The 20,979-nt window shown below is 70.3% G+C and carries 25 protein-coding genes and 1 pseudogene; 5 read left to right on the top strand and 21 right to left on the bottom strand.

Annotation, left to right across the window (positions count from 1 at the left end; translation table 11 throughout):
- Positions 1-367: 367 nt before the first annotated feature.
- From ABD908_RS02635 to ABD908_RS02625, 3 genes are read right to left on the bottom strand one after another with little or no spacing between them, the layout of a single operon-like run.
- Positions 368-1,174, bottom strand: a complete 807-nt coding sequence (locus tag ABD908_RS02635; RefSeq protein ID WP_344990462.1) for an ABC transporter permease — start codon at positions 1,172-1,174, stop codon at positions 368-370.
- Positions 1,134-1,964 (bottom strand): ABC transporter ATP-binding protein, encoded by an 831-nt coding sequence (locus ABD908_RS02630; protein ID WP_344990460.1) that lies wholly within the window; start codon positions 1,962-1,964, stop codon positions 1,134-1,136. The genes ABD908_RS02635 and ABD908_RS02630 overlap by 41 nt, the downstream gene beginning before the upstream one ends.
- Complete coding sequence (locus ABD908_RS02625) at positions 1,964-2,440, bottom strand: MarR family winged helix-turn-helix transcriptional regulator (RefSeq protein ID WP_344990458.1); 477 nt, start codon at positions 2,438-2,440, stop codon at positions 1,964-1,966. The genes ABD908_RS02630 and ABD908_RS02625 overlap by 1 nt, the downstream gene beginning before the upstream one ends.
- A gap of 157 nt (positions 2,441-2,597) precedes the next feature.
- Between ABD908_RS02625 and ABD908_RS02620 the strand changes: the two genes are divergently transcribed.
- Positions 2,598-3,173, top strand: a complete 576-nt coding sequence (locus ABD908_RS02620) for a chromate transporter (RefSeq protein WP_344990456.1) — start codon at positions 2,598-2,600, stop codon at positions 3,171-3,173.
- The gene (locus tag ABD908_RS02615; RefSeq protein ID WP_344990453.1) at positions 3,170-3,712 is read left to right on the top strand and encodes a chromate transporter; all 543 of its coding nucleotides are present in this window, start codon (positions 3,170-3,172) and stop codon (positions 3,710-3,712) included. Before ABD908_RS02620 ends, ABD908_RS02615 begins: the two co-directional genes overlap by 4 nt.
- 32 nt (positions 3,713-3,744) lie before the next feature.
- Here the strand turns inward: ABD908_RS02615 and ABD908_RS02610 are convergent, their stop codons facing one another.
- Entirely contained in the window at positions 3,745-4,548 is an 804-nt protein-coding gene (locus ABD908_RS02610; protein WP_344990451.1) for a DNA-formamidopyrimidine glycosylase family protein, read from the bottom strand.
- A 33-nt stretch (positions 4,549-4,581) separates the two neighbouring features.
- A complete protein-coding gene (locus tag ABD908_RS02605; RefSeq protein ID WP_344990449.1) occupies positions 4,582-5,346 on the bottom strand; it encodes an alpha/beta fold hydrolase in 765 nt (254 codons plus the stop codon).
- A 53-nt stretch (positions 5,347-5,399) separates the two neighbouring features.
- Here ABD908_RS02605 and ABD908_RS02600 point away from each other — a divergent pair, with 53 nt between their 5' ends.
- On the top strand, positions 5,400-5,720 hold the full coding sequence (locus ABD908_RS02600) for an antibiotic biosynthesis monooxygenase family protein (RefSeq protein ID WP_344990447.1): 321 nt from the start codon (positions 5,400-5,402) through the stop codon (positions 5,718-5,720).
- 7 nt (positions 5,721-5,727) lie between these two features.
- Here the strand turns inward: ABD908_RS02600 and hsaB are convergent, their stop codons facing one another.
- From hsaB to ABD908_RS02585, 3 genes are all read right to left on the bottom strand, one after another.
- On the bottom strand, positions 5,728-6,318 hold the full coding sequence (gene hsaB, locus ABD908_RS02595) for a 3-hydroxy-9,10-secoandrosta-1,3,5(10)-triene-9,17-dione monooxygenase reductase subunit (protein ID WP_344990445.1): 591 nt from the start codon (positions 6,316-6,318) through the stop codon (positions 5,728-5,730).
- Between the two features lie 120 nt (positions 6,319-6,438).
- Positions 6,439-6,960, bottom strand: coding sequence for a helix-turn-helix transcriptional regulator (locus ABD908_RS02590; RefSeq protein ID WP_344990443.1), 522 nt, complete (start codon positions 6,958-6,960; stop codon positions 6,439-6,441).
- Positions 6,893-7,252 (bottom strand): hypothetical protein, encoded by a 360-nt coding sequence (locus ABD908_RS02585; RefSeq protein ID WP_344990441.1) that lies wholly within the window; start codon positions 7,250-7,252, stop codon positions 6,893-6,895. The genes ABD908_RS02590 and ABD908_RS02585 overlap by 68 nt, the downstream gene beginning before the upstream one ends.
- Between ABD908_RS02585 and ABD908_RS02580 the strand changes: the two genes are divergently transcribed.
- The gene (locus tag ABD908_RS02580) at positions 7,241-7,666 is read left to right on the top strand and encodes an FAD-binding oxidoreductase (RefSeq protein WP_344990439.1); all 426 of its coding nucleotides are present in this window, start codon (positions 7,241-7,243) and stop codon (positions 7,664-7,666) included. The two genes, ABD908_RS02585 and ABD908_RS02580, sit on opposite strands and share 12 nt — an antisense overlap.
- Entirely contained in the window at positions 7,621-7,983 is a 363-nt protein-coding gene (locus ABD908_RS02575) for a hypothetical protein (RefSeq protein WP_344990437.1), read from the top strand. Before ABD908_RS02580 ends, ABD908_RS02575 begins: the two co-directional genes overlap by 46 nt.
- A gap of 179 nt (positions 7,984-8,162) precedes the next feature.
- On the opposite strand, the gene ABD908_RS02570 is transcribed toward ABD908_RS02575, so the two are convergent.
- From ABD908_RS02570 to folP, 13 genes and pseudogenes are all read right to left on the bottom strand, one after another.
- A complete protein-coding gene (locus tag ABD908_RS02570; RefSeq protein ID WP_344990435.1) occupies positions 8,163-10,709 on the bottom strand; it encodes an ATP-dependent Clp protease ATP-binding subunit in 2,547 nt (848 codons plus the stop codon).
- A gap of 263 nt (positions 10,710-10,972) precedes the next feature.
- A complete protein-coding gene (locus tag ABD908_RS02565; protein WP_344990620.1) occupies positions 10,973-11,323 on the bottom strand; it encodes a histone-like nucleoid-structuring protein Lsr2 in 351 nt (116 codons plus the stop codon).
- Positions 11,324-11,440: 117 nt separating this feature from the next.
- Entirely contained in the window at positions 11,441-12,961 is a 1,521-nt protein-coding gene (gene lysS / locus ABD908_RS02560; RefSeq protein WP_344990433.1) for a lysine--tRNA ligase, read from the bottom strand.
- 67 nt (positions 12,962-13,028) lie between these two features.
- On the bottom strand, positions 13,029-13,388 hold the full coding sequence (locus tag ABD908_RS02555) for a rhodanese-like domain-containing protein (protein WP_344990431.1): 360 nt from the start codon (positions 13,386-13,388) through the stop codon (positions 13,029-13,031).
- Between the two features lie 198 nt (positions 13,389-13,586).
- Positions 13,587-14,387: a type III pantothenate kinase gene (locus ABD908_RS02550; protein WP_344990429.1), complete on the bottom strand. Its 801-nt coding sequence runs from the start codon at positions 14,385-14,387 to the stop codon at positions 13,587-13,589.
- Positions 14,388-14,393: 6 nt separating this feature from the next.
- Positions 14,394-14,801 carry an aspartate 1-decarboxylase gene (gene panD, locus ABD908_RS02545; RefSeq protein ID WP_344990427.1) on the bottom strand — a complete coding sequence of 136 codons (408 nt, stop codon included), beginning with the start codon at positions 14,799-14,801 and terminating at the stop codon, positions 14,394-14,396.
- A 3-nt stretch (positions 14,802-14,804) separates the two neighbouring features.
- Positions 14,805-15,728 carry a pantoate--beta-alanine ligase gene (gene panC, locus ABD908_RS02540; protein WP_344990425.1) on the bottom strand — a complete coding sequence of 308 codons (924 nt, stop codon included), beginning with the start codon at positions 15,726-15,728 and terminating at the stop codon, positions 14,805-14,807.
- Positions 15,729-15,743: 15 nt separating this feature from the next.
- Positions 15,744-16,667 (bottom strand): Rossmann-like and DUF2520 domain-containing protein, encoded by a 924-nt coding sequence (locus ABD908_RS02535; protein ID WP_344990423.1) that lies wholly within the window; start codon positions 16,665-16,667, stop codon positions 15,744-15,746.
- A 278-nt stretch (positions 16,668-16,945) separates the two neighbouring features.
- A complete protein-coding gene (locus tag ABD908_RS02530; RefSeq protein WP_344990420.1) occupies positions 16,946-18,499 on the bottom strand; it encodes a DUF6779 domain-containing protein in 1,554 nt (517 codons plus the stop codon).
- 198 nt (positions 18,500-18,697) lie between these two features.
- Positions 18,698-19,246: a DUF3180 domain-containing protein gene (locus ABD908_RS02525; protein WP_425584331.1), complete on the bottom strand. Its 549-nt coding sequence runs from the start codon at positions 19,244-19,246 to the stop codon at positions 18,698-18,700.
- Positions 19,243-19,731 (bottom strand): 2-amino-4-hydroxy-6-hydroxymethyldihydropteridine diphosphokinase, encoded by a 489-nt coding sequence (folK, locus tag ABD908_RS02520; RefSeq protein WP_344990418.1) that lies wholly within the window; start codon positions 19,729-19,731, stop codon positions 19,243-19,245. The genes ABD908_RS02525 and folK overlap by 4 nt, the downstream gene beginning before the upstream one ends.
- Positions 19,728-20,129, bottom strand: coding sequence for a dihydroneopterin aldolase (folB, locus tag ABD908_RS02515; protein ID WP_344990415.1), 402 nt, complete (start codon positions 20,127-20,129; stop codon positions 19,728-19,730). Before folB ends, folK begins: the two co-directional genes overlap by 4 nt.
- Positions 20,122-20,952 (bottom strand): annotated as a pseudogene (folP, locus tag ABD908_RS02510) (dihydropteroate synthase). Before folP ends, folB begins: the two are co-directional and overlap by 8 nt.
- Between the last annotated feature and the right edge of the window lie 27 nt (positions 20,953-20,979).

Genomic DNA, 20,979 nt, shown 5'->3' with positions numbered 1-20,979 from the left:
TCAGGAACTTTGGGAGTCCAATTCTTTCGCCGATGCGGTCCGCGCCGCTAGATTGTCCCCCGTCTCCGGCGGACCGCCGGAACCGACACAGTAAGGAAACACACATGGCATTCCCCGCCAACCCCCCGCGTCCCCGTCCCCAGCCCAAGCGCCGCGTCCGCCAGTGGGACCCGCGCAACCGCCGGTGGAACTGGGTCTGGCAGTGACCCGCTGATACCTTGATCAGCTGAGCCGTGCCGCATCGCGCCGTGCAGGCGCGCAGCGGGGACGCCGTCGTTGAGGCGGGGCCGACACCGTCGGCCCCGCCTCACACGTTTCGCGGCCCCGTACCGCGCCGGCCGTGACCTGCCGCTCCCCTCGGCCGGGACTACCGGGCCAGCCGGCCCAGCAACGCCGACGCTGCAGCGATCCCCACCGCCGCGGCCAGCACGAGCACACCGAAGTCGAGCCACAGGTTCGTCGGCGTCCGGATCAGCAGGCCGCGCAGCGCCGAGACCTCGTAACTGAGAGGGTTCACCCGGCTGATCGCGCGGACCCACCCCGGCATGACCTCCACCGGGTACAGGGCGTTGGATGCGAAGAACAGCGGCATCGTGATCGCCTGCCCGATACCCATCAGCCGGTCGCGCTTGAGTACCAGCCCTGCGATCGTCACGGACAGGCACGCGAAGAACGCCGACCCCAGGACCACCACGACCACGACCCCCAGCAGCCGCAGCGGGTTCCACGACATGGACACCCCGAGCAGTGCGGCGACGATGCTCACACCCACCGCCTGCACCACCGAGCGCACCCCGGCCGCGAACGCCTTGCCGGTGACCAGCGCCGCCCGCGGGGTCGGTGTCACCAGCAGCTTGGTGAGTACCCCGGCGTCGCGCTCCCAGATGATCTGGATGCCGTAGAAGATCGACACGAACAGCGCCGACTGGGCGATGATCCCGGGTGCCAGGTAGTCGAGGTACGGCACGTTGCCGGTGGGGATCGCACGGATGCGGCTGAAGGTGGTGCCGAAGATCACCAACCACAGGATCGGCTGGATCGCGCGCGTGAGGAGCTCCGTGCGGTCGTGCCGGAGCTTCTGCAGCTCGACGAGGCACAGTGTGTAGACCCGTGATCCGAGCCTGGCGACGGATTCAGCCCATCCGCCGAGCGGTACGGCGAGTGGAACGGACACTGCCCAGCCCTCCCTTCCCGGATCCGGCGCCCAGGTCGGCGCCGGTGTGTGCGCGGAAGACGTCCTCGAGCGAGGCGTCCTGTCCCTGGCGGGCTTTCAGCTCGGCCGGGGTGCCGACGGTGGCGAGCCGGCCGTGGTGCATCAGCGCCACCCGGTCACACAGCTCGTCGGCCTCCTCCATGTAGTGCGTGGTGAGCAGCACCGTCATCCCGTACTCGGCCCGCATCTGCGCGACGCGCTCCCATACCGAGTCGCGAGCCACCGGGTCGAGCCCCACGGTGGGTTCGTCGAGGACGAGCAGGGAGGGCCGATTCACCAGTGCCTGAGCGAGTTCCAACCTCCGCACCATGCCGCCGGAGAACCCCGACGCCAGGCGATCGGCGACGTCGGTGAGATCGACCATCTCGAGCACCTCGGCGACGCGGGCCTTGCGCTCGCGCCGCGGGACGTCGTACAGGCGCGCGAACCAGGAGACGTTCTCCCTGGCGGTGAGCGCTCCCTCGATCGAGAGCTGTTGCGGCACATAGCCCATCTGTCGCCGCACCGCCATCGGGTGGCGGCGCACGTCGATGCCGAACACCGCCACCCGCCCCTGCCGCACCGGGAGCAGGGTGTTCACGATGCGGATCGTGGTGGTCTTACCCGCGCCGTTGGGGCCCAGCAGGCCGAAGCACTCCCCCGGGTGTACGGACAGCGTGAGGTCGTCGACGGCGACGTGCTCACCGAATCGGTACGTCACACCGTTGAGCGAGATAGCCTCCGCCGCAACCTGTCCGACCGCCGCACTCATCACGCCACCCCCTCTTCGGCACCGTCGACCTCGATCAGGTCGCCGAGGCGCCCGAACAGGTCGATCGCCGGGCCGAGCGCCACCCGGTCGGCCGGATCCAGCTGCTCGATCGCGCGCACGACGGCGACGATCCGCCGGTCGCGCCACGCCTCGACGTCCCGGCGGGCATGTTCGCTCAGGTGCAGTCGTACGGCCCTACGATCGCCCGGATCCGTCTCGCGGCGAACGACTCCCACATCGGCGAGCTGCCGCACCAGCGTCGAGACGCTGTTCGCAGCGAGCCCCAACCGCTCGGCGGATTCGGCCACGCCGATCCCCGGCTCACGGCGCACGGTACGCACGAGTTCGATCTGCGACCCGGTGAGGCCCGCGTCCACCAGCGGCCGGCCGACGGCCCGGCGTGACCGCCTCCGGACCAGACCGACCACCCCGAGAAGCGCATCCGCGGTCCGCGCCGCGTCACCCGATCCGTCCATGACCCCAACATACCTCCGAAACAGAGGTATCTCTAGGGGCGGAACCCTGGATGGACGAGTCCGCAACAGCGAAACCGTATGCGCTGTAGCGTGCACGGTGAGGAGGCACCCATATGTGGACGGCGCATGACCGGGACGTCCTGAGCGCGGGCCGCATATGAGCGCGACCGACCAACCGTTCACGCCGAGCCGGTTGCAGTTGTTCAGCGGCTTCGCCCTGATCGGCCTCACCGGGTTCGGCGGAGTCCTGCCCTCGGCACGGCACGTGCTCGTCGACCGACGTCGATGGCTCACCGACACCGAGTTCACCGAACTGTACTCGCTCGCCCAGTTCTTCCCCGGCCCCAACGTCGCCAACGTCTGCGTCATCTACGGCCGCAGGTACCACGGCTGGTCCGGCGCCGCCGCAGCCATCGTCGGCCTCTACCTGTTCCCCACCGTGCTCACCATCGCCGCGGGTTTCGCAATCGACCGATGGTGGCGGATCCCCCAGGTACAGCAGACCTTCGGGGCGATCATGCCGGTCGCCTCCGGGCTGATGGTCGGCTCCGCCGCCAAGCTGCTCAAGGGCATGCGGATCGCCTGGTGGACCGTCACGGTGCTCGTCGCGACCTTCGTGCTGATGGCGGTCCTCGGCCTGTCCCTGTGGCTGGTGATCCTGCTGACCGCGCCCACCGCGGTCGGGCTGGCCCTGCTCGACTCCCACCGCCAGGCCGGGCCGGCGGACCGATGACCGCCGACCTGCTCCGGCTGCTCGTCCACTGCTCGTTGTGGTCGGTCCTCGCCGTCGGCGGGAACACCGTGGCCCTCACCGACATCTACCACTACACCGTCCAGAGTCAACGCTGGCTCACCAGCACCGACTTCGTGGTCGTCTTCTCAGCGTCCCAAGCGATCCCCGGCCCCAACGGCATGGCGCTGGTGATGATCGGACAGAAGGCCGCCGGCGTCCCCGGCGCGCTGATAGCTCTGGTCGCCAAGCTCGTGCCGTCCAGCGTCATCGCCTACGCCGGCAGCACCTGGTACGAACGCAACATCGACCGCCCGCGCGTCCGGCTGGCCCGCAACGCGCTCGTCCCCATCACCATCGGTCTGGTGTTCTCTGCGACATTCGTCCTCGCCCAGCAGGTCGATGACCGGGCCAGCCGCATCATCCTCACCGCGATCGCCGCGGCCGTCACCTACAAGACCAGACTCAACCCGACGTGGCTCATCGCCGCCGGCACCGTGCTCGGGCTGATCTCCACCTTCACCGGCTGGAACGCCTTCTGATCCGTCCGGCGGAGCGAGAACGACCGGGACACCTACCGCTGACAGCTCGGGCACCACCACACCGTCCGCTCGCGGTCCGCGCCCTCGCCGAGCCGCCCCACCTGTACGGGTGTGCCGCACCGGCGGCACACCCGGCGGGCGCGGTCGTACACCCACGTCCGCGCACCGTCGCGGTCGATGCCCGTCGTGGTGCGCACCGGCCGGTCGCGGTTCGCGGCGAGCAGGCGGTGCGCGAGTGCCGCCCATGCGGCCGGGTCGCCGGCCTCGCCCACCGGGGTCGATGGCAGCACGCCGCGCAGGAAGCAGATCTCGCTGCGGTACTCGTTGCCGATCCCCGCCATCACGCGTTGATCGAGGAGTGCCAGCCCGACGGGCCTCTCCGGATCGGCCCCGAGGTTCGCAGCTGCGAGTCCCTCGTCCCAGTCCGGCCCCAGCAGGTCGGGCCCCAGCGGGCCGATCGCCGCCTCCTCCCGCTCCCGGGGCACCACCGCCAGCACGCCCAGCGAGAAGCCCACGGCCGCTCGGACGGAATCGCCGCCGGATCCGGCGTCACCCACACGCAGCACCGCTCGCGCGGTGTGCGCGGGCCGCCGCCAGCGCTCCCCCGCCCGGTACACATGCCAGACCCCCTCCATCTTGAGGTGACTGTGAATACTGCTGTCGCCCAACCGGATCAGCAGGTGTTTGCCGCGGGAGACGACACCGTCGACCCGCCGCCCGGAGAGGTCGACGGTGGCGTACCGCGGCACCCGCAGATCGCAACCGGTCAGCACTCGGCCGGCGAGCGCCGCATCGAGACGCTGCGCCGTCCGGAAGACGGTGTCGCCCTCAGGCATCCGGCACCCACTCGTCGGCGATCGACGGCAGCGTCACGGTCGCTCGAGCCCGGAGAGGAACGCCTCGACCCCGCCGCGGTACCGGTCGGGGGCGTCGTCGTGGGCCAGGTGGCCGGCACCGTCGAACCTCACGTACGTGAGTTCGGGCCCGGTGAAGCGCGCGGCCATGCGCGGCCCGACCCCCTCGGGAACGACGGAGAACCCGGCCTCGATCAGCAGGGTCGGCGCGGACACCGCGCACCACTGCGACCATGCGTCCCGTCGGCCCCACTCGTCGGCGATCGCCCGGAAGGCGTCGACGGTGCCGTGCAGCCGCCCGTCGTCGAATGCCTCGTAGAAGTACCTCCCCGCCACGTGGCCGAACATCGCCACGCACTCGGCCTCGGACGCGAACCGCTCGGGCCAGCTCGCGAACCAGGGCGCCCAGGTGTCCGTCGACTGCCCGGTGAACTCCGGCGACATGTCCTCGACCACCACCGCGCGAACCAGCTCCGGATACTCGGCGGCCGTACACCAGGCGTGCAGGCCGCCCATCGAATGTCCGATGAGCACCGCCGGTCCGCGGTCGATCCACGTGATGATCTCGGCGACGTCGGCCACGAATCGCTCAGTGGCGACGCCGGCACGCGTGACCGGCTCCACCCGGTCGGCACCCTGGTGGAAGGCGGCGTCGAAGGTGATCACGCGGCCGTACCGGCGCAGCCACGGAATATGCCGCCGCCACGTACGCCCGCGCCCCATCAACCCGTGCAGGAGCAGGATCGGCGCGCCCTGACCGCCCCAATCCCTCAGCCCCACACACGCATCCACGAGGACATACGCTACCGCGGCAAGCTGCGTAAGGTGGACCCATGCCGGTTGTGAAGATCAATGCCATCCATGTCCCCGAGGGTGCTGGCCCCGAGCTCGAGAAGCGGTTCGCGCATCGCGCGCACGCGGTGGAGAACTCCCCCGGATTCATCGGCTTCCAGCTCCTGCGGCCCGTCAAGGGCGACGACCGCTACTTCGTGGTCACGCAGTGGGAGAGCGAGCAGGCGTTCGACGACTGGCGCAACGGACCGGCCAAGGAGGCGCACGCCGGGCAGCGCAACCCCGGCGGCCAGCAGCCCGTCGCGACCGGCGCCGATCTGCTCGAGTTCGAGGTCGTGCTGGACGTACCCGCCAAGGCCTGACACCGGCCTACAGCCACGCCGAGCCGTCCCAGGTGAGAAACGAGTCGAGCCGGTCGGCGTGGTGGAGGCTCGGGTGCTCTGTCGTGAGGTATCCGCCGCGATAGAACAGCAGTGGCTTGCCGGCCGCCTGGCTCCCCTCGACGGTGGCAGGGTCCACCTCGCCGAGGCCCTCCACCCGCCCGACGGCGATCCAGTGGTCACCGCCGTCGATCACGCTCTCGAGGCTGCAGTCGATCCAGACGAGTGCCCCGTCGATGGTCGGGTTGCCGAGCGGCGACGGGGTCCAGTCGAGACCGTCGAACTTGTCGTCCACGGTCCGCCCGAAGGCGGCGCTCACCGATTCCTGCGACTGTTCCAACACCGACACCGCGAACATCTTGGACTGCTCCACGAATCCCCACGTGCGCGACGTCTTGGACGGGCAGAACAGGACCAATGGCGGTTCGAGCGAGAGCGCAGCGAACGACTGGCACGCGAAGCCCCTGGGCCGTCCCTCCGCATCGACGGTGGCGACGATCGTGACTCCGGTACAGAACTGCCCCATCACATTCCGAAAGGCCCGGGAATCGAAGCCGGGCCTGGGGCTGAGGTCACTCATATCCTCAAACCTACGCCCCCGAATACGACGTCACAGACTTAGCAGTCGCGCTGAGCCGAACCAGACCGAACACCCGAACCGGTCGGCTGGGCCGAGGCGGCGGGGTCGCGGCGTCTCGGCTCAGCCGACGAACCAGCCGGTGGGGCTGATGTCCGCCCCCATCCGCGGTATGTACTGATCGAAGTAGACACGGGCGATCAGGTCTCGGCGGCTGCGCACCCCGGCCTTGGCGAACACCGATTTCAGGTGGTCCTGCACCGTATACGCCGAGACGTGCAGCGACGCGGCGATCTCCTTGGTCTCGACCCCCTGCAGGACCAGCCGGGTCACGTCCCGTTCCCGGCGCGTGAGCCCGAAGGCCGACGCCACCAGCGCCACGATCTCCGGCGGCCTCGCCTCCTCGATGGTCACCACCACGTCCCCCGACGAACCGTCGGTGCCGTCCAGCGGCGACGCGTGGAGAACGAGCCAGATCCCCGACGTCGTTCGGATCCGCACCCGTGGCAGCTTCGGCGTCGGCTCGTGGTGGAGGTGGCGCGCCGCACCCACCAGCATCATCACCAGGCTCAGCGGATCAATCGCATGCGCGGTGCCGGCGAGCTGTGCCAGCCACTCCCGCGCGCCGAGGCTGATCTGCGACACCTCGTTCCCAGACGCCGGTACGGTCGCGGAACATCAGCCGCGCCTCGGCGCCGCATCCGTAGACGGGCCGCATCAGCCGGTCCATCCGCGCTGAACGCTCGTCCCACCGGTTCAGGTGCACGTTCATGGCCACCGCCGGCGACCCGGACGCGGCCAGCGGCCGGAACGACGTGCTCTCACCCTCACCGTATTCGATCAGCCCGAACAAGGTGTCGTGCTGGTTGTTCGCGAACAGCCAACCGTACTTGCGGGCGCTGGTGAGCATCATCGTGGCCGGATCGTGGGTGCCCACACACGCGGCCACCCACGGCACGGCGCGCTGCTGCTGCGGCTGCACGCGTTCACCGGCGTCGACGTCGACCCGATCACAGGGTCGGCGCGGGTCGAGGGCGGAACGCCGTGGCGGAACGTGCTCGCCGCGACCGCCCCGCACGGGCTGACCGCGCTGCACGGAAGCGCTCCGGACGTCTCCGTGGCCGGCTACCTCCTCGGCGGCGGACTCTCGTTCTACAGCCGCTCCTACGGCCTGGCCGCATCGTCCGTTCTGGCGATCGAGGTCGTCACCGCTGCCGGTGACCTGCTGCGCACCTCGCCCACCGCACATCCCGACCTGTTCTGGGCGCTGCTCGGCGGGGTGGCAGCTTCGGAGTGGTCACCGCCGTGGAGATCGCACTACTACCGATCCCCGACGTGGTGGCGGGGATGATGCTGTGGGAGCTCGATCGGGCACGTGAGGTGATCACCGCCTGGGCGGACTGGACCGTCACCGTCCCCGAGTCGGTCACCAGCTCGCTACGGCTGGTGCGCTTCCCACCGCTGCCGGAGTTGCCGGACCACCTGCGCGGCCGGGAGCTGGTGGTGGTCGACGGTGCGATCGTCACCGACGCAGACGATCCCGTGTCGGCCGGTCGATCCGATTCCGGGAAAGCGCCGAGCCGAATCCGGGATCAGTCCGCGCAGACCAGACCGACGCTCGTGCACGGGACGGTGACCGCACACATCGACAGCGAGATCCGCAGGTAACGCAGAACCTGGGAACGCAGGGACCGCTCGCTCATTCCGTTCGCCTCCAGACGACCGCGACCGCATCGTGACGTCGGTAACCCTACGCCCGGTTGCTTGTTACTCGCGCGTCGATGAGACATACGCCGACGCCCCGCGTCCCGGACGGTTCCGGGACGCGGGGCGTCGCTGCGCGTCCGCTACTCGGCCGTGGCCTCGCCGGCCAGCGCGCCGACGGTCTCGTCCTTAGTCAGCCGGGGCTTGCCGACGAACGTGAACTTGGCGTCCTCGCCCTTGCTCTCGCCGTCCCAGCCCTCGACGCCGACCTCGACGATCTGGCCGGCACCGATCTCGCCGAACAGGATCTTCTCCGACAGCTGGTCCTCGATCTCCCGCTGGATCGTGCGACGCAGCGGCCGCGCGCCCAGCACCGGGTCGAAGCCGCGCTTCGCCAGCAGGGCCTTGGCCTGCTCGGTGACCTCGATCTCCATGTCCTTGTTCTTCAGCGCACGCGCCACACGCTGCACCATCAGATCGACCATCTGGATGATCTGGTCCTTGGTGAGCTGGTGGAACACGACGATGTCATCGATGCGGTTGAGGAACTCGGGTCGGAAGTGCTTCTTCAGCTCGTCGTTCACCTTGAGCTTCATGCGCTCGTAGTTGCTGCCGTGGCCGTCGTCCTGCGAGAAACCGAGACCGACCGCCTTGCTGATGTCGCTCGTGCCCAGGTTCGACGTGAAGATCAGGACCGTGTTCTTGAAGTCCACGGTGCGACCCTGACCGTCGGTCAGGCGACCGTCCTCCAGAACCTGCAGCAGCGTGTTGTAGATCTCGCTGTGCGCCTTCTCGATCTCGTCGAACAGGACCACCGAGAACGGCTTCCGGCGCACCTTCTCAGTGAGCTGGCCGCCCTCCTCGTAGCCGACGTACCCGGGAGGGGCACCGAACAGCCGCGATGCGGTGAAGCGGTCGTGGAACTCGCCCATGTCGATCTGGATCAGCGCGTCGTCCTCGCCGAACAGGAAGTTCGCCAGCGCCTTGCTCAACTCCGTCTTGCCCACGCCCGACGGGCCGGCGAAGATGAACGAACCCGACGGACGCTTGGGGTCCTTGAGACCTGCGCGGGTACGCCGGATCGCCTTCGAGACGGCCTTGACGGCGTCCTCCTGGCCGATGATCCGCTTGTGCAGCTCGTCCTCCATGCGGAGCAGACGCGTCGTCTCCTCCTCGGTGAGCTTGAAGACGGGGATGCCGGTCCAGTTGCCCAGCACCTCGGCGATCTGCTCCTCGTCGACCTCCGCGACGACGTCCAGGTCGCCCGAGCGCCACTGCTTCTCCCGCTCGGCGCGCTGGTTGATCAGCTGCTTCTCCTTGTCACGGAGACTCGCGGCCTTCTCGAAGTCCTGCTCGTCGATCGCCGACTCCTTCTCGCGGCGCGCGTCCGCGATCTTGTCGTCGAACTTGCGCAGGTCCGGCGGAGCCGTCATGCGCCGGATGCGCATCCGCGCGCCCGCCTCGTCGATCAGGTCGATCGCCTTGTCCGGCAGGAACCGGTCGTTGATGTACCGGTCGGCCAGCGTGGCGGCGGCGACCAGCGCACCGTCGGTGATCGAGACGCGGTGGTGCGCCTCGTACCGGTCGCGAAGCCCCTTGAGGATCTCGATGGCGTGCTCGACGCTCGGCTCGCCCACCTGGACGGGCTGGAAGCGGCGCTCCAGCGCGGCGTCCTTCTCGATGTACTTGCGGTACTCGTCGAGGGTGGTCGCGCCGATGGTCTGCAGCTCACCGCGGGCCAGCTTGGGCTTGAGGATCGACGCGGCGTCGATCGCACCCTCGGCGGCGCCCGCACCGACCAGCGTGTGCAGCTCGTCGATGAACAGGATGATGTCGCCGCGGGTGTCGATCTCCTTGAGCACCTTGCGCAGACGCTCCTCGAAGTCGCCGCGGTACCGGCTGCCCGCCACCAGGGACCCGAGGTCCAGGGTGTAGAGCTGCTTGTCCTTGAGCGTCTCGGGGACGGCGCCGTTGACGATGGCCTGGGCGAGGCCCTCGACCACGGCGGTCTTGCCGACACCGGGCTCGCCGATCAGCACCGGGTTGTTCTTGGTGCGCCGCGAGAGGACCTGCATGATCCGCTCGATCTCCTTGGCCCGGCCGATCACCGGGTCGAGCTTCCCCTGCGCCGCCGCGGCGGTCAGATTTCGCCCGAACTGGTCGAGCACCAGTGACGTCGACGGGGTACCCGCCTCGCCACCCGAGGTGCGGGCACCGGCGCCTGCGGGCTCGCCGCCGCCGCCCTCCTTGCCCTGGTAGCCCGAGAGCAGCTGGATGACCTGCTGGCGGACCCGGTTGAGATCGGCACCCAGCTTCACCAGGACCTGGGCGGCCACGCCCTCGCCCTCGCGGATCAGGCCGAGCAGGATGTGCTCGGTGCCGATGTAGTTGTGCCCTAGCTGCAGTGCCTCGCGCAGCGAGAGCTCGAGCACCTTCTTGGCACGCGGGGTGAACGGGATGTGGCCGGACGGGGCCTGCTGGCCCTGCCCGATGATCTCCTCCACCTGGCTGCGCACCCCCTCGAGGGAGATGCCGAGCGACTCGAGTGACTTCGCGGCCACGCCCTCACCCTCGTGGATGAGACCCAAGAGGATGTGCTCGGTGCCGATGTAGTTGTGATTGAGCATCCTGGCTTCTTCTTGTGCCAGGACGACGACGCGCCGAGCGCGGTCCGTGAACCTCTCGAACATGGCCATTTTCCTCACATCCCGGTACGACGGATTCCGGCTGGATGCCGAACCCGAACTAGAACCGTCTGTAGCTGGTGTTCCCACTGTAGTTCGGTAGCGGGAACCGTGTACCGGCGCCGGTGGCCGCGACGGGCGTCGAGGGCCGGCCCCGGGCGGTCGGTCCGCCCGATACGCCAGGTAGAACGCACCCCCCACGGCGAATGCTTCCCCGTTCCGCCGTCAGCGAACGGGGAGGGGATGTGCCCGCCGGTCCCTGCGGCCGCTCAGTTGGCGGCGTTGAAGGCTTCGATGACGTCCGCGCTGATGCGGCCGCGGTCGTTGACCTTCTTCCCGTTCTTGCGGGCCCATTCGCGGATCGCGGCGCTCTGCGAACGATCGATGGCGGCGCGGCCGCGCCCGGCGGCGACGGGTACGGTGGCCTTGGCGCGCTTGCGGCCGCCGCTGCGGCGCGCGTGATCGACCCATTCCTGTAGCGAACCGCGCAGCCTGGCCGCATTCTTGGTCGAAAGATCGATCTCGTAGGTGACGCCGTCGAGCGAGAATTCCACCGTCTCGTCGGCGGTCTGAGTCTCGTCTACATCGTCGACCAGTGTGACGGTGACCTTGCGTGCCATGGGTGGCGATCCCTTCGATACGGTTATGTTCGGCAGTTCACTTACAGAATAGCCACGAATCGCGATGATTGCGAAGAAGCGCGCGGGATCAATCCCGATCACTAGGACCGACCGGCATCAATCCCGACCGAGTGGCCGAACGAGCGGAAACAGAATGGTCTCCCGGATGCCGAGGCCGGTGAAAGCCATCAGCAGCCGGTCGATTCCCATACCGGTTCCGGTGGTAGGGGGCATTCCCTGCTCCATCGCGGCGAGGAACTCCTCGTCCAGCACCATCGCCTCGTCATCACCCGCTGCGGCCAGCCGCGCCTGATCGACGAATCGGTCGCGCTGCACAACCGGGTCGACCAGCTCCGAATATCCGGTCGCCAGCTCGAATCCGCGCACGTACAGATCCCACTTCTCGGTCACCCCCGCGCGCGTGCGGTGCTGCCGCGTGAGCGGCGTGGTCTCCACGGGGAAATCCCGTACGAAGAACGGCTTGTCACCCATCTTCGGAGCCGCCGTGTGCTCCCACAACTCCTCGACGAGCTTGCCGTGCCCATACCCCTTACCGGAGGGCACCTCGAGACCGAGACGGCCCGCCAGTGCGGTCAGTTCGGCCACGGTGGAGGCGGGGGTGACGTCCTCACCCACGGCCTCCGACAGCGAGCCGTACATGTCGATCTGCGGCCACTCACCGCCCAGGTCGAACTCCTCGCCGTCGGCCAGCGTCACCGTCGTCGACCCGAACACCGCGGTGGCGATCTCCTGCACCACCTCGCGAGTGGTCCGGGCGGAATCGTCGTACGTTCCGTAGGCCTGGTATGTCTCGAGCATCGCGAACTCCGGCGAATGCGTCGAGTCGATGCCCTCGTTCCGGAAATTCCGGTTGATCTCGAAAACGCGCTCGAGTCCACCCACGACGCACCGCTTGAGATACAACTCGGGTGCGATCCGCAGGAACAGGTCGATATCGAGCGCGTTCGAGTGGGTCACGAACGGCCGCGCCGCAGCACCGCCGGGCAGCGTCTGCAGCATCGGCGTCTCGACCTCGAGGAAATCGCGTCGTTCCAGCGCATTCCGCAGCTCACGCACGACGGCGACCCGCTTACGGGCCATGTCCCGCGCCCCGGGGCGAACGATCAGATCCGCGGCGCGATTCCGGACCCGCGACTCCTCCGACAGTTCGGAATGCAGCACCGGCAACGGACGTAGCGCTTTGGCGGCGATCCGCCAGGAATCAGCCATCACGGACAGCTCGCCGCGCCGCGACGAGATCACCTCGCCACGCACGAACAGGAAGTCTCCGAGATCCGTGTCCGCTTTGTACCGGGCCAGCGATTCCGCGCCGATTCCGGCCACCGACAGCATCACCTGCAGGGTGACACCATTCCCCTCCTGCAGGGTCGCGAAACACAGCTTGCCCGTATTCCGCTGAAAGATGACACGCCCCACCACGCCGACCTGCAGGCCGGTCTCGGTGTCGGGCTCGAGCTCGGGGTACGCATCGCGGATCTCGCGCAGGCTGTGCGTGCGGGGCACCGACACGGGATACGGGTCGCCACCGTCGGCCAGGATCCGGGCGCGCTTGTCCATCCGCATCCGCTGCTGCTCGGACACCTCTGGGCGGCCTGCGGAATTCACGTCGTCAGTCACGACGTATAACAATAACCGCCGCTATCGACCCGGCATTCGCGAGCGCCCGGGTCGGTCCCGACACGACCTAGCCCGAGTGGGCGGCGAACTGTGCGACCGCGCGCCGGTACGCGGGCGCGGTCACGCCGGCGCCCAGCGTGGTGAGCGCGCGGAACCCGCCCTCGACGTGCGATGCGCACACGCCACGGTCGCGCAGCCGCATCGCGATCGCCGCGGCGGTCGCGCCGTTGGTGCTGACGAGCAGCCACTGCGCCTCCCGGCCGGCCGTGGACAGGCTGGTGGGAAGGCCGGGAACGACGCGGGCGATCACGGCCGCCGCATCGATGGCGACCGCGCCGGGGAGGATGCCGTCGCGGCTGCGATCGGCCTGGTCACGGACGTCGATGACGCCAACGCCGGATTCGAGAAGAGTGTGCAGAGCGTACACGTCGAGTGCTCCATGCGAGTGTGGCGAACGGGTGGGCTACGCAGATCCTGTCCAGGCCGCGGCGAGACACCCGCGGTCCTACCAGGACCGACAACACTCCAGACAGCTGCGCACACTCGTGGTCACGGCTGGCAACCTAGCAGAGTCGCCGCGACGACCACAAGAGTTCCACTCACCGACGCGCATAACCCGTGCGGCCTATCGGTGCCGAGGGCGACGCGCGGTCTCCCGCTGGTAGACCGCGCGCAGCCCCTGCAGGGTCAGATCCGGGCGCCGGACGGTGACGGTGCGGCACTCCGCGAGCACCGCGTCGTCGAGCCCACCCGTGGCGACGACGGTGGCGTCGGCGAGCTCCGGAAGCTCCGTGCGGACCCGGCCCACCAGCGCGTCCACCATCCCGGCGAAGCCCAGCAGCACCCCGGCCTGCAGTGCCTCGACGGTGTTCTTGCCGACCACCGAGCGTGGCGGCGCCAGCTCCACGCGGCGCAGCGCCACCGTCCGCGCGGCCAGCGCGTCGAGCGCGATGTCGATGCCCGGCGCGATCGCGCCACCGAGGAACTCGCCGCGGCCGCTCACCACGTCGACACGCGTCGATGTCCCGAAATCGACGACGACACAAGCCGATCGGAAGATCGTGAATGCGCCCGCCGCGTTGGCCACCCGATCGGTGCCCACCTCGCGCGGGTTGTCCACCAGGAGTGGTACGCCCGTCTTGACCCCGGGAGCGATCACCACGTGTGCGGCCTCCGGGAAGTACCGCGGCAGCATCGAGCGGATGGCGCGCAGCAGCTCCGGCACCGTCGACAGCGCACAGACGCCGGTGACCGCCGCCGTGGGCACCTCGATGAGGCCGCGCACCAGCAGCGCCAACTCGTCGCCGGTCATCCGCGCATCGCTGCGGATCCGCCACGTACCCAGCGGCGGGTCACCCACGTCACCGTCGGCGGGGAACAGGCCCAGCGCGACCGACGTGTTGCCGCCGTCGATCGTCAGCAGCACGGCCGGTCAGACCCGGCCAGTGGCGAGGCCGAAACCGTCGGGGACGTACGCGGGGTCCGGGCCGAGCGCCGCCGTGTGGTTGTCGGCGTCCACGAACACCACCCGTGGGTCGTACGCCGCCACCTCGGCGGGATCCATGATCCCGTAGGCGATGATGATCACGATATCCCCTGGATGCACGAGATGTGCTGCGGCGCCGTTGATCCCGATCACTCCGGTGCCTCGCTCACCCGCGATCACATAAGTCTCGAGGCGGGCACCGTTGGTCACGTCGACGATGGCGACCTGCTCACCCTCGAGCAGATCGGCGGCGTCCAGCAGGTCCGCGTCGATGGTCACCGAGCCCACGTAGTGCAGATCCGCCTGCGTCACCGTGGCGCGATGGATCTTGGATTTCATCATGGTGCGCAGCATGATTCAGACCTCCTCAGCCTGTGCGGTGCGGTCGGTCGCGGGGTCGGCCAGGAACCCGGCGCCGATCGCGACGCCGACGTTGTCGAGCAGGCGGGTACGGCCCAACCGCGCCGCGACCAGCAGCCGGCCGTCGCCGTGCTCGGGCGCCTCGGACAGATCGGGCGCCCGGAGCTCGAGGTAGTCGACGTCGAGCTCCGGTGCGTGCGCCAGCACGTCGCGCGCGGCCGCCAGGATCGCGGCCCGGCCGCCCTGCGCCGCGTAGGCCCCGGCCAGCAGTGCCGCCGACAGCGTGACCGCCACCTCTCGCTGCTGCGGCTCGAGGTAGGTGTTGCGCGAGCTCATGGCCAGGCCGTCGGCCTCCCGCACCGTGGGCACGCCCACGATGCGGGCGTCCATGTTCAGATCGGTCACCATCTGCTGCACCAGCACCAGCTGCTGGTAGTCCTTCTCGCCGAAGTACGCGGCGTGCGGGCGGACGATGTTGAGCAGCTTGTTCACCACGGTGAGCATCCCGGCGAAGTGGGTGGGGCGGCTCGCGGCCTCGAGCCCCACCCCCGCCGGTCCGGGGTGCACCGTGGTGCGCGGACCGGTGGGGTACATCGCCGATGCCGACGGCGCGAACACGAGCTCGACGCCGGCGGCCGTGAGCTTCTCGATGTCTGCGTCCACGGTGCGCGGGTACGCGTCGAGATCCTCGCCGGCCCCGAACTGCAGGGGGTTGACGAATATCGACACCACGACCACCGCGCCCGTCAGCCGGGCGGCGTGGACGAGCTCGAGGTGCCCCGCGTGCAGGGCGCCCATGGTGGGCACCAGCGCGACCTGCCGGCCGGTGGCGCGCAGCGCCGCCGTGACCTTCGACAGCTGCACCGGATCGTGGTGCACGGTGAGTCGACCGGGCGTGTACATCCCGGTGGGTGAGCTCATCTTCTCAACACTCCTTCACGGTTGCGGTTTGAGGACGGTGTCGAGGATCGACAGGGTTCCGGATTGGCTAGCCGCGCGGCGGGACTGGGCCCGGTATGCGGCCGCGATCGGGGGGTCGACGGCGTCCAGCGCCGCCCGGTGGCGGCGGACGGTGTCGGCGTCGCCCCGCGCCGCGGGGCCGGTCAGCGCCGCGGGCCCCGACCGCAGCGCGTTCTCGAGGGCGGCACGCGCCAGCGGACCGAGCACCCGCTCGGGCAGGCCCGCAGCCGGTCCGCCGACCGAATCCTGGTGGGCGCCACCGTCCAACGCGACGGTCAGCGCGGCGACCGCGTCGTCGATCAGAGCGACGAGGTGGTTGGCGCCGTGCGACAGCGCCGCGTGGTAGAGGGCCCGGGCGTCCTCGCGGACACGAACCGGCTCGGCCCCCAGCTCGATCGCGAGGGCCTGCCCCACCGCATAACCGACCTCGTCGACGGCGGTGACGCCGACGCACGCCGACCGCAGCCTGTCGGTGTCCTCGGGCGCGTCGACGAACGTCATCGCGGGGTGGAACGCCACGGTCGTACACCCGCGCACGCTGAGCGGCGCGAGCACGCCGACCCCCGTGGCGCCGGAGGTGTGCAGGACGATAGCGGAGGGATTGACCAGCGGCGCCAGGCCTTCGACGCACTGCGCGAGCACGGTGTCGGGCACGGCCAGGATCAGCAGCTCGGCATGGGCGGCGACGGCGGCGGGCTCACGAATCGCGGCCTCGGGCAGGCGCCGGGCGGCGCGGGCACGGGAGGTGCTCGACGGTGCCGACACAGCAGACACGATGTGGCCGACGCGCTCGAGCGCCTCGCCGAGGGCTGTACCGACACGGCCGGCGGAGACGATGCCTACCGACAGGCGGGCGGGCGCGGGATTGGGGATACCACCGAACTCATGAGCAGTGGTCATCGACTTCTGACAGCACGGTCAGCCTCCAGGTGGTTCGTTCCAGGCCCGCACCGCGGGTACCAGACGTACACGAGAAGGCTAGGCCCGGCTCACCACGGGCCGCAACGCGATGTGACAGAGGTCATCGACGCCGCCCGCAGGCAGGCCGGCACGTCGACCGGCAGTCACGTCGCAGGTTGATGTGATCGATGGGTGTGACCGGCCGTTCCGGGGACACCGCGCCCACCGAGTGGATCAGCTGATGGCGTATCGCGGCCGAACGACTCCGTGCTCTCGCGCTACACGTCGTCGCCGTGGCGGCGGCGGCCCGCGGTGCGCTCGGTGCCGGCGTTCATGCGCGCGATCAGCTCGGCCACGGTGCTGCCCGACGAGTGCTGGCCGTTCACCGGGTCGTGGCCCTCGGCCGCGGGCTCGGCGGCCTGATCCGGCTCCGTCCGATCCTGCTCGGCGCCGCTCGACCGGCCGCCGGCGCGGCCCCATTCGAGGGCGTTCTCCCAGCCCTCGTGGCCGCCGTCCTGCCGCGCGGGTTCCTCCGCGGGCACCTGCTCCGCCACGGACTCGTCCGGGGCGTATTGCTGGGCGGGACCGGTCGGGTACGCCGCGGCGGCCGGATAACGCTGATCGGGGTGCGCCCACCGACCCTGCGTGGGGGCCTGCTGCCAGACCTGCTCGGCGGGGGGCTGGTCCCAGCCCGGCTGCGCGGGATAGCCCGGCCCGGCGGAGTAACCCGGCTGCCCCTGCCACGGCTGCTGCGCGGGCTGACCCTGCTGTCCCTGGGAGCGCTGCGGCGGGTAACCCTGCTGAGCCTGCCGTCCCTGGTACCCCCGCTCGGCCGCGAATCCCCGCTGCGCGGGCGGCGGCACGAAGTCCTCCACGGGCTCGATGTCCACGGGCTCGGGCTCCGGCGCCGCCTGGCGGCTGCGCCCGAAGCCGAAGCCGAACCGCCGACCGGAGCTCGGCCGTCCCCCGGCCTCCTCCTGCTCCACCGACTCGGTCTCGACGACCGTCTCCATGATGCGCGTCTCGTCGCGGGACGGCGCCTGCGCCCGCTGCACCGGCTCGTCGACGACGGCCTGGAAGACCGTGGTCGGGCTCTCGTCGCCGGGGCCACCGTCGTGCCCGATCAGCGCATGCTCCGCATCGATCGGCTCGTCGGCGGCGTCGTCGTCATGGAAGTCGTCCGCGAACTCGGTCACGTCACCGCCCGCACCCCCGTCGGAACCGTAGTAGCTGTCGAAGTCGTCACCGCCGGCGGCGAGGTTCTCGCCGCTCGCGACGTGCGCCCGATGCATCGACTCGAAGTCCTGCTGCGCGCGCACCCGGTCGTCGTCCTCGAACACCCCGGACGAGGCGGCCGCCTCGGCGAGCGCCCGCCGCTGCGCCGTCGCGTACAGCTCCGCATACGACGGGCCCAGGTCGCGCCCGAGCAGCTCTTCGAGGTTCGCGCGCAACGCCAGCACCTCGGACTTGAGCGAGTCCAGCTCGGCGTTCGCCTCCGCCCGCAGGTCCGCGCGCAGATCACGCTCCAGAGTGAGCTCGTACTCGCGACGGGCGGTGATCTCCCGCTCCAGCTGCAGGTCGTACACCAGCTTGAGGTCGCGTTCCTTCGCGTCCGCAGCCCGCAGGTCCCGCAGGTATCGCGCGATGAGGAAGGCCGCGATCACCAGGCCCCAGATCAGCAGGATCAGTGAGATCGCACCCCACGGCTCGCTGTCCACGAACACCGAGAGCACGGTCCCGATCACAGCGAGCACGATGATCGCGGCGAGCATCAGCTGACCCACGCCACCCCTCGATCGCCGGTTCGGCCGCCGCCGGACAGGAGAAGTCATGACGTGACCATACCGTTCTACAACCCCTTACCGTCGCACCCCGCGCAAATGTCGCTTTCGTAGACAACCGCCCCACCCGTTTCAAACAGGTTGAACGGAGTGTCACCCGCCCTTGCGCCGGCCAGGCAGCGATCACGCCGGGGAGGCGTCCGTGGGCTGCTCATCGGGAGCTCACCTGCGCGCCGGGCCAGGCAGCGATCACGCCGGGGAGGCGTCCGTGGGCTGCTCATCGGGATCGTCAGGCGTACGACAACACCGCTCCAACCACAGCGCCGCCGCCACCAGCAGCAGCGCGCCGACCAGGCCGAGCGCCGCGCCCGGCATGTCGTGTTGGGCGGCGGTCAGCGTGGACCGCTCCGACAGCAGGAACACCAGCAGGCCGCCGAACACGCCGACCGCGAACGCGCCGAGCAGCGCCGACGCCTTGGCCAACGCCACAGCCCGCGCCACGGTGATCGGGTGCATCCGGCCGGCGCCGATGCCGACGCGCCCGCCGGCGACGCGCGAGCGCACCACGAACGCCACCGGCGTCTCGATCGCTGCGAGCACGTACAGCGACCCCCCCGCCAGCAGCGGCACGGACGGCAGCGAGCCGTAGTGCGACCGCACCACGATCCACACCGCCACGCCCACGGCGAGGGCGATCGCCACCAGCTCACGCCATCCGGTCGGCTTGAGGCCGCGCCGAGGTTCGGGCGCGCCGCCGTCCGCGGGTACGCCGGGGAACCGGGGTCCACGCTCGGTCACCGTCGGGTCACCCCCGCGACGTCGGCGGCGGGCAGGGCCCGCACCAGGTCCACGACGCGGCCGCAGCCGGGCAGCACTGCGTCCGGGTCGGCGGCCAGCCACGGGACCAGGACGAACGCGCGCTCGTGGGCGCGCGGGTGCGGCAGAGTCAGCTCGCGATCGGAGTCCAGGACCGGGTCCGCGCCGTCCCACACCGCGACGACGTCCACGTCGAGGGTGCGTGGGCCCCAGCGCACGGTACGGACACGCTCGGCCTCGGCCTCCCGCTCGCGCGCGAAGGCGAGCCACGCCGCAGCGTCGCGGGCAGGATCGTCGGCGACCACGGTGGCGTTCACGAAGTCGTCCTGCTCGACGCCGCCCCACGGCGGGGTGGTGTACAGCGGCGATCGCGCGGCCAGCGCCGGCCCCAGCGCAGCGATCGCACGCTCGACGGTGGCTGCGGCGTCGCCGATGTTCGCGCCGATCGACAGCACCGCGCGGGTCATGAGTCGACCCCTGTGCCCCCGGCCGGCTGCGACCCGCCCCGGCGCGAGCGTCGCGCGACCACGGCCACGTCGGCGAAGGTCAGCGGAATCGGCGCCGACGGCTTGTGGATCGTGACCTCGACCGCGTGCACGCGCGGGTCGGCCGCGACGACGTCGGCGATCTCTGCGGCGACGGTCTCGATCAGGTTCCGCGGCGGGCCGGCCACGATGTCGTGTGCACGCTGCGCCAGCGCCCCGTAGTCGACGGTGTCGGCCAGGTCGTCGGTCTCGGCGGCGCGGCGCGAGTCGACCCACAGCACGAGGTCGACCAGGAAGTCCTGCCCATCGCGCCGCTCGTGGTCGAACACGCCGTGGTTGCCGCGGACCGCGAGGCCGCGCAGTTCGATGCGGTCAGCCACCGTCGGCTCCCGCCGGCACGGGCGGCTGGGTGCGGAGCGCGGCTCCGCCCTGCTGCCAGGCGGCGGCAACCGCGACGGCGTCGACGGACGCCCGCACGTCGTGCACGCGGACGCCCCAGACGCCTGCCGCGGCGCACAGGGCCGACACGGCCGCCGTCGCCACCTCACGACCGGCGGGCGGGCGACCGCCGAGCAACTCACCGAGGAACCGCTTGCGCGACGCTCCGACCAGCACCCGCAGTCCCGTCCCGGTGAACGCGTCGAGTGAGCGCAGCAGCGCCCAGTTGTGGTCCGCGCGCTTCGCGAAACCCAGGCCCGGATCGAGGATCACCCGCTCGGCGGGCACGCCCGCGGCGACGGCGAGCTCGACCTGCTGCAGCAGTTCGTCACGCACGCTGGTCACGACGTCGTCGTACTCGGCGAAGTCGTGCCGCAGATCCAGCGACGAGCGCCAGTGCATCAGCACCCACGGGACGCTGGAGTCGGCGACCACACGGGCCATGTCGGGATCGGCGCGGCCGCCGGAGACGTCGTTGACGATCGCCGCGCCCGCGGCGAGCGCCGCGGTGGCCACCGATGCGCGCATGGTGTCCACCGACACCGTCACACCCGCGGCCGCCAGCGCGCCGATCACCGGGACCGCGTGGTCGCGCTCGACCTACGCGGGCACGCGGTGCGCGCCCGGGCGCGTCGACTCGCCGCCCACGTCGACGATGGCGGCCCCCTCGGCCACCAGTTCGAGCCCGTGCGCGACCGCAGCGTCCACGTCGAGATACCGTCCTCCGTCGGAGAACGAGTCGGCGGTCACGTTCACGACACCCATGACCAGCGTCGCCTCCCGATCGGCCGG

Origin of the sequence: Tsukamurella soli (assembly GCF_039541155.1) — a bacterium.
GTDB lineage: Bacteria > Actinomycetota > Actinomycetes > Mycobacteriales > Mycobacteriaceae > Tsukamurella > Tsukamurella soli.
This window is presented reverse-complemented; position numbering and strand designations above follow the sequence as displayed.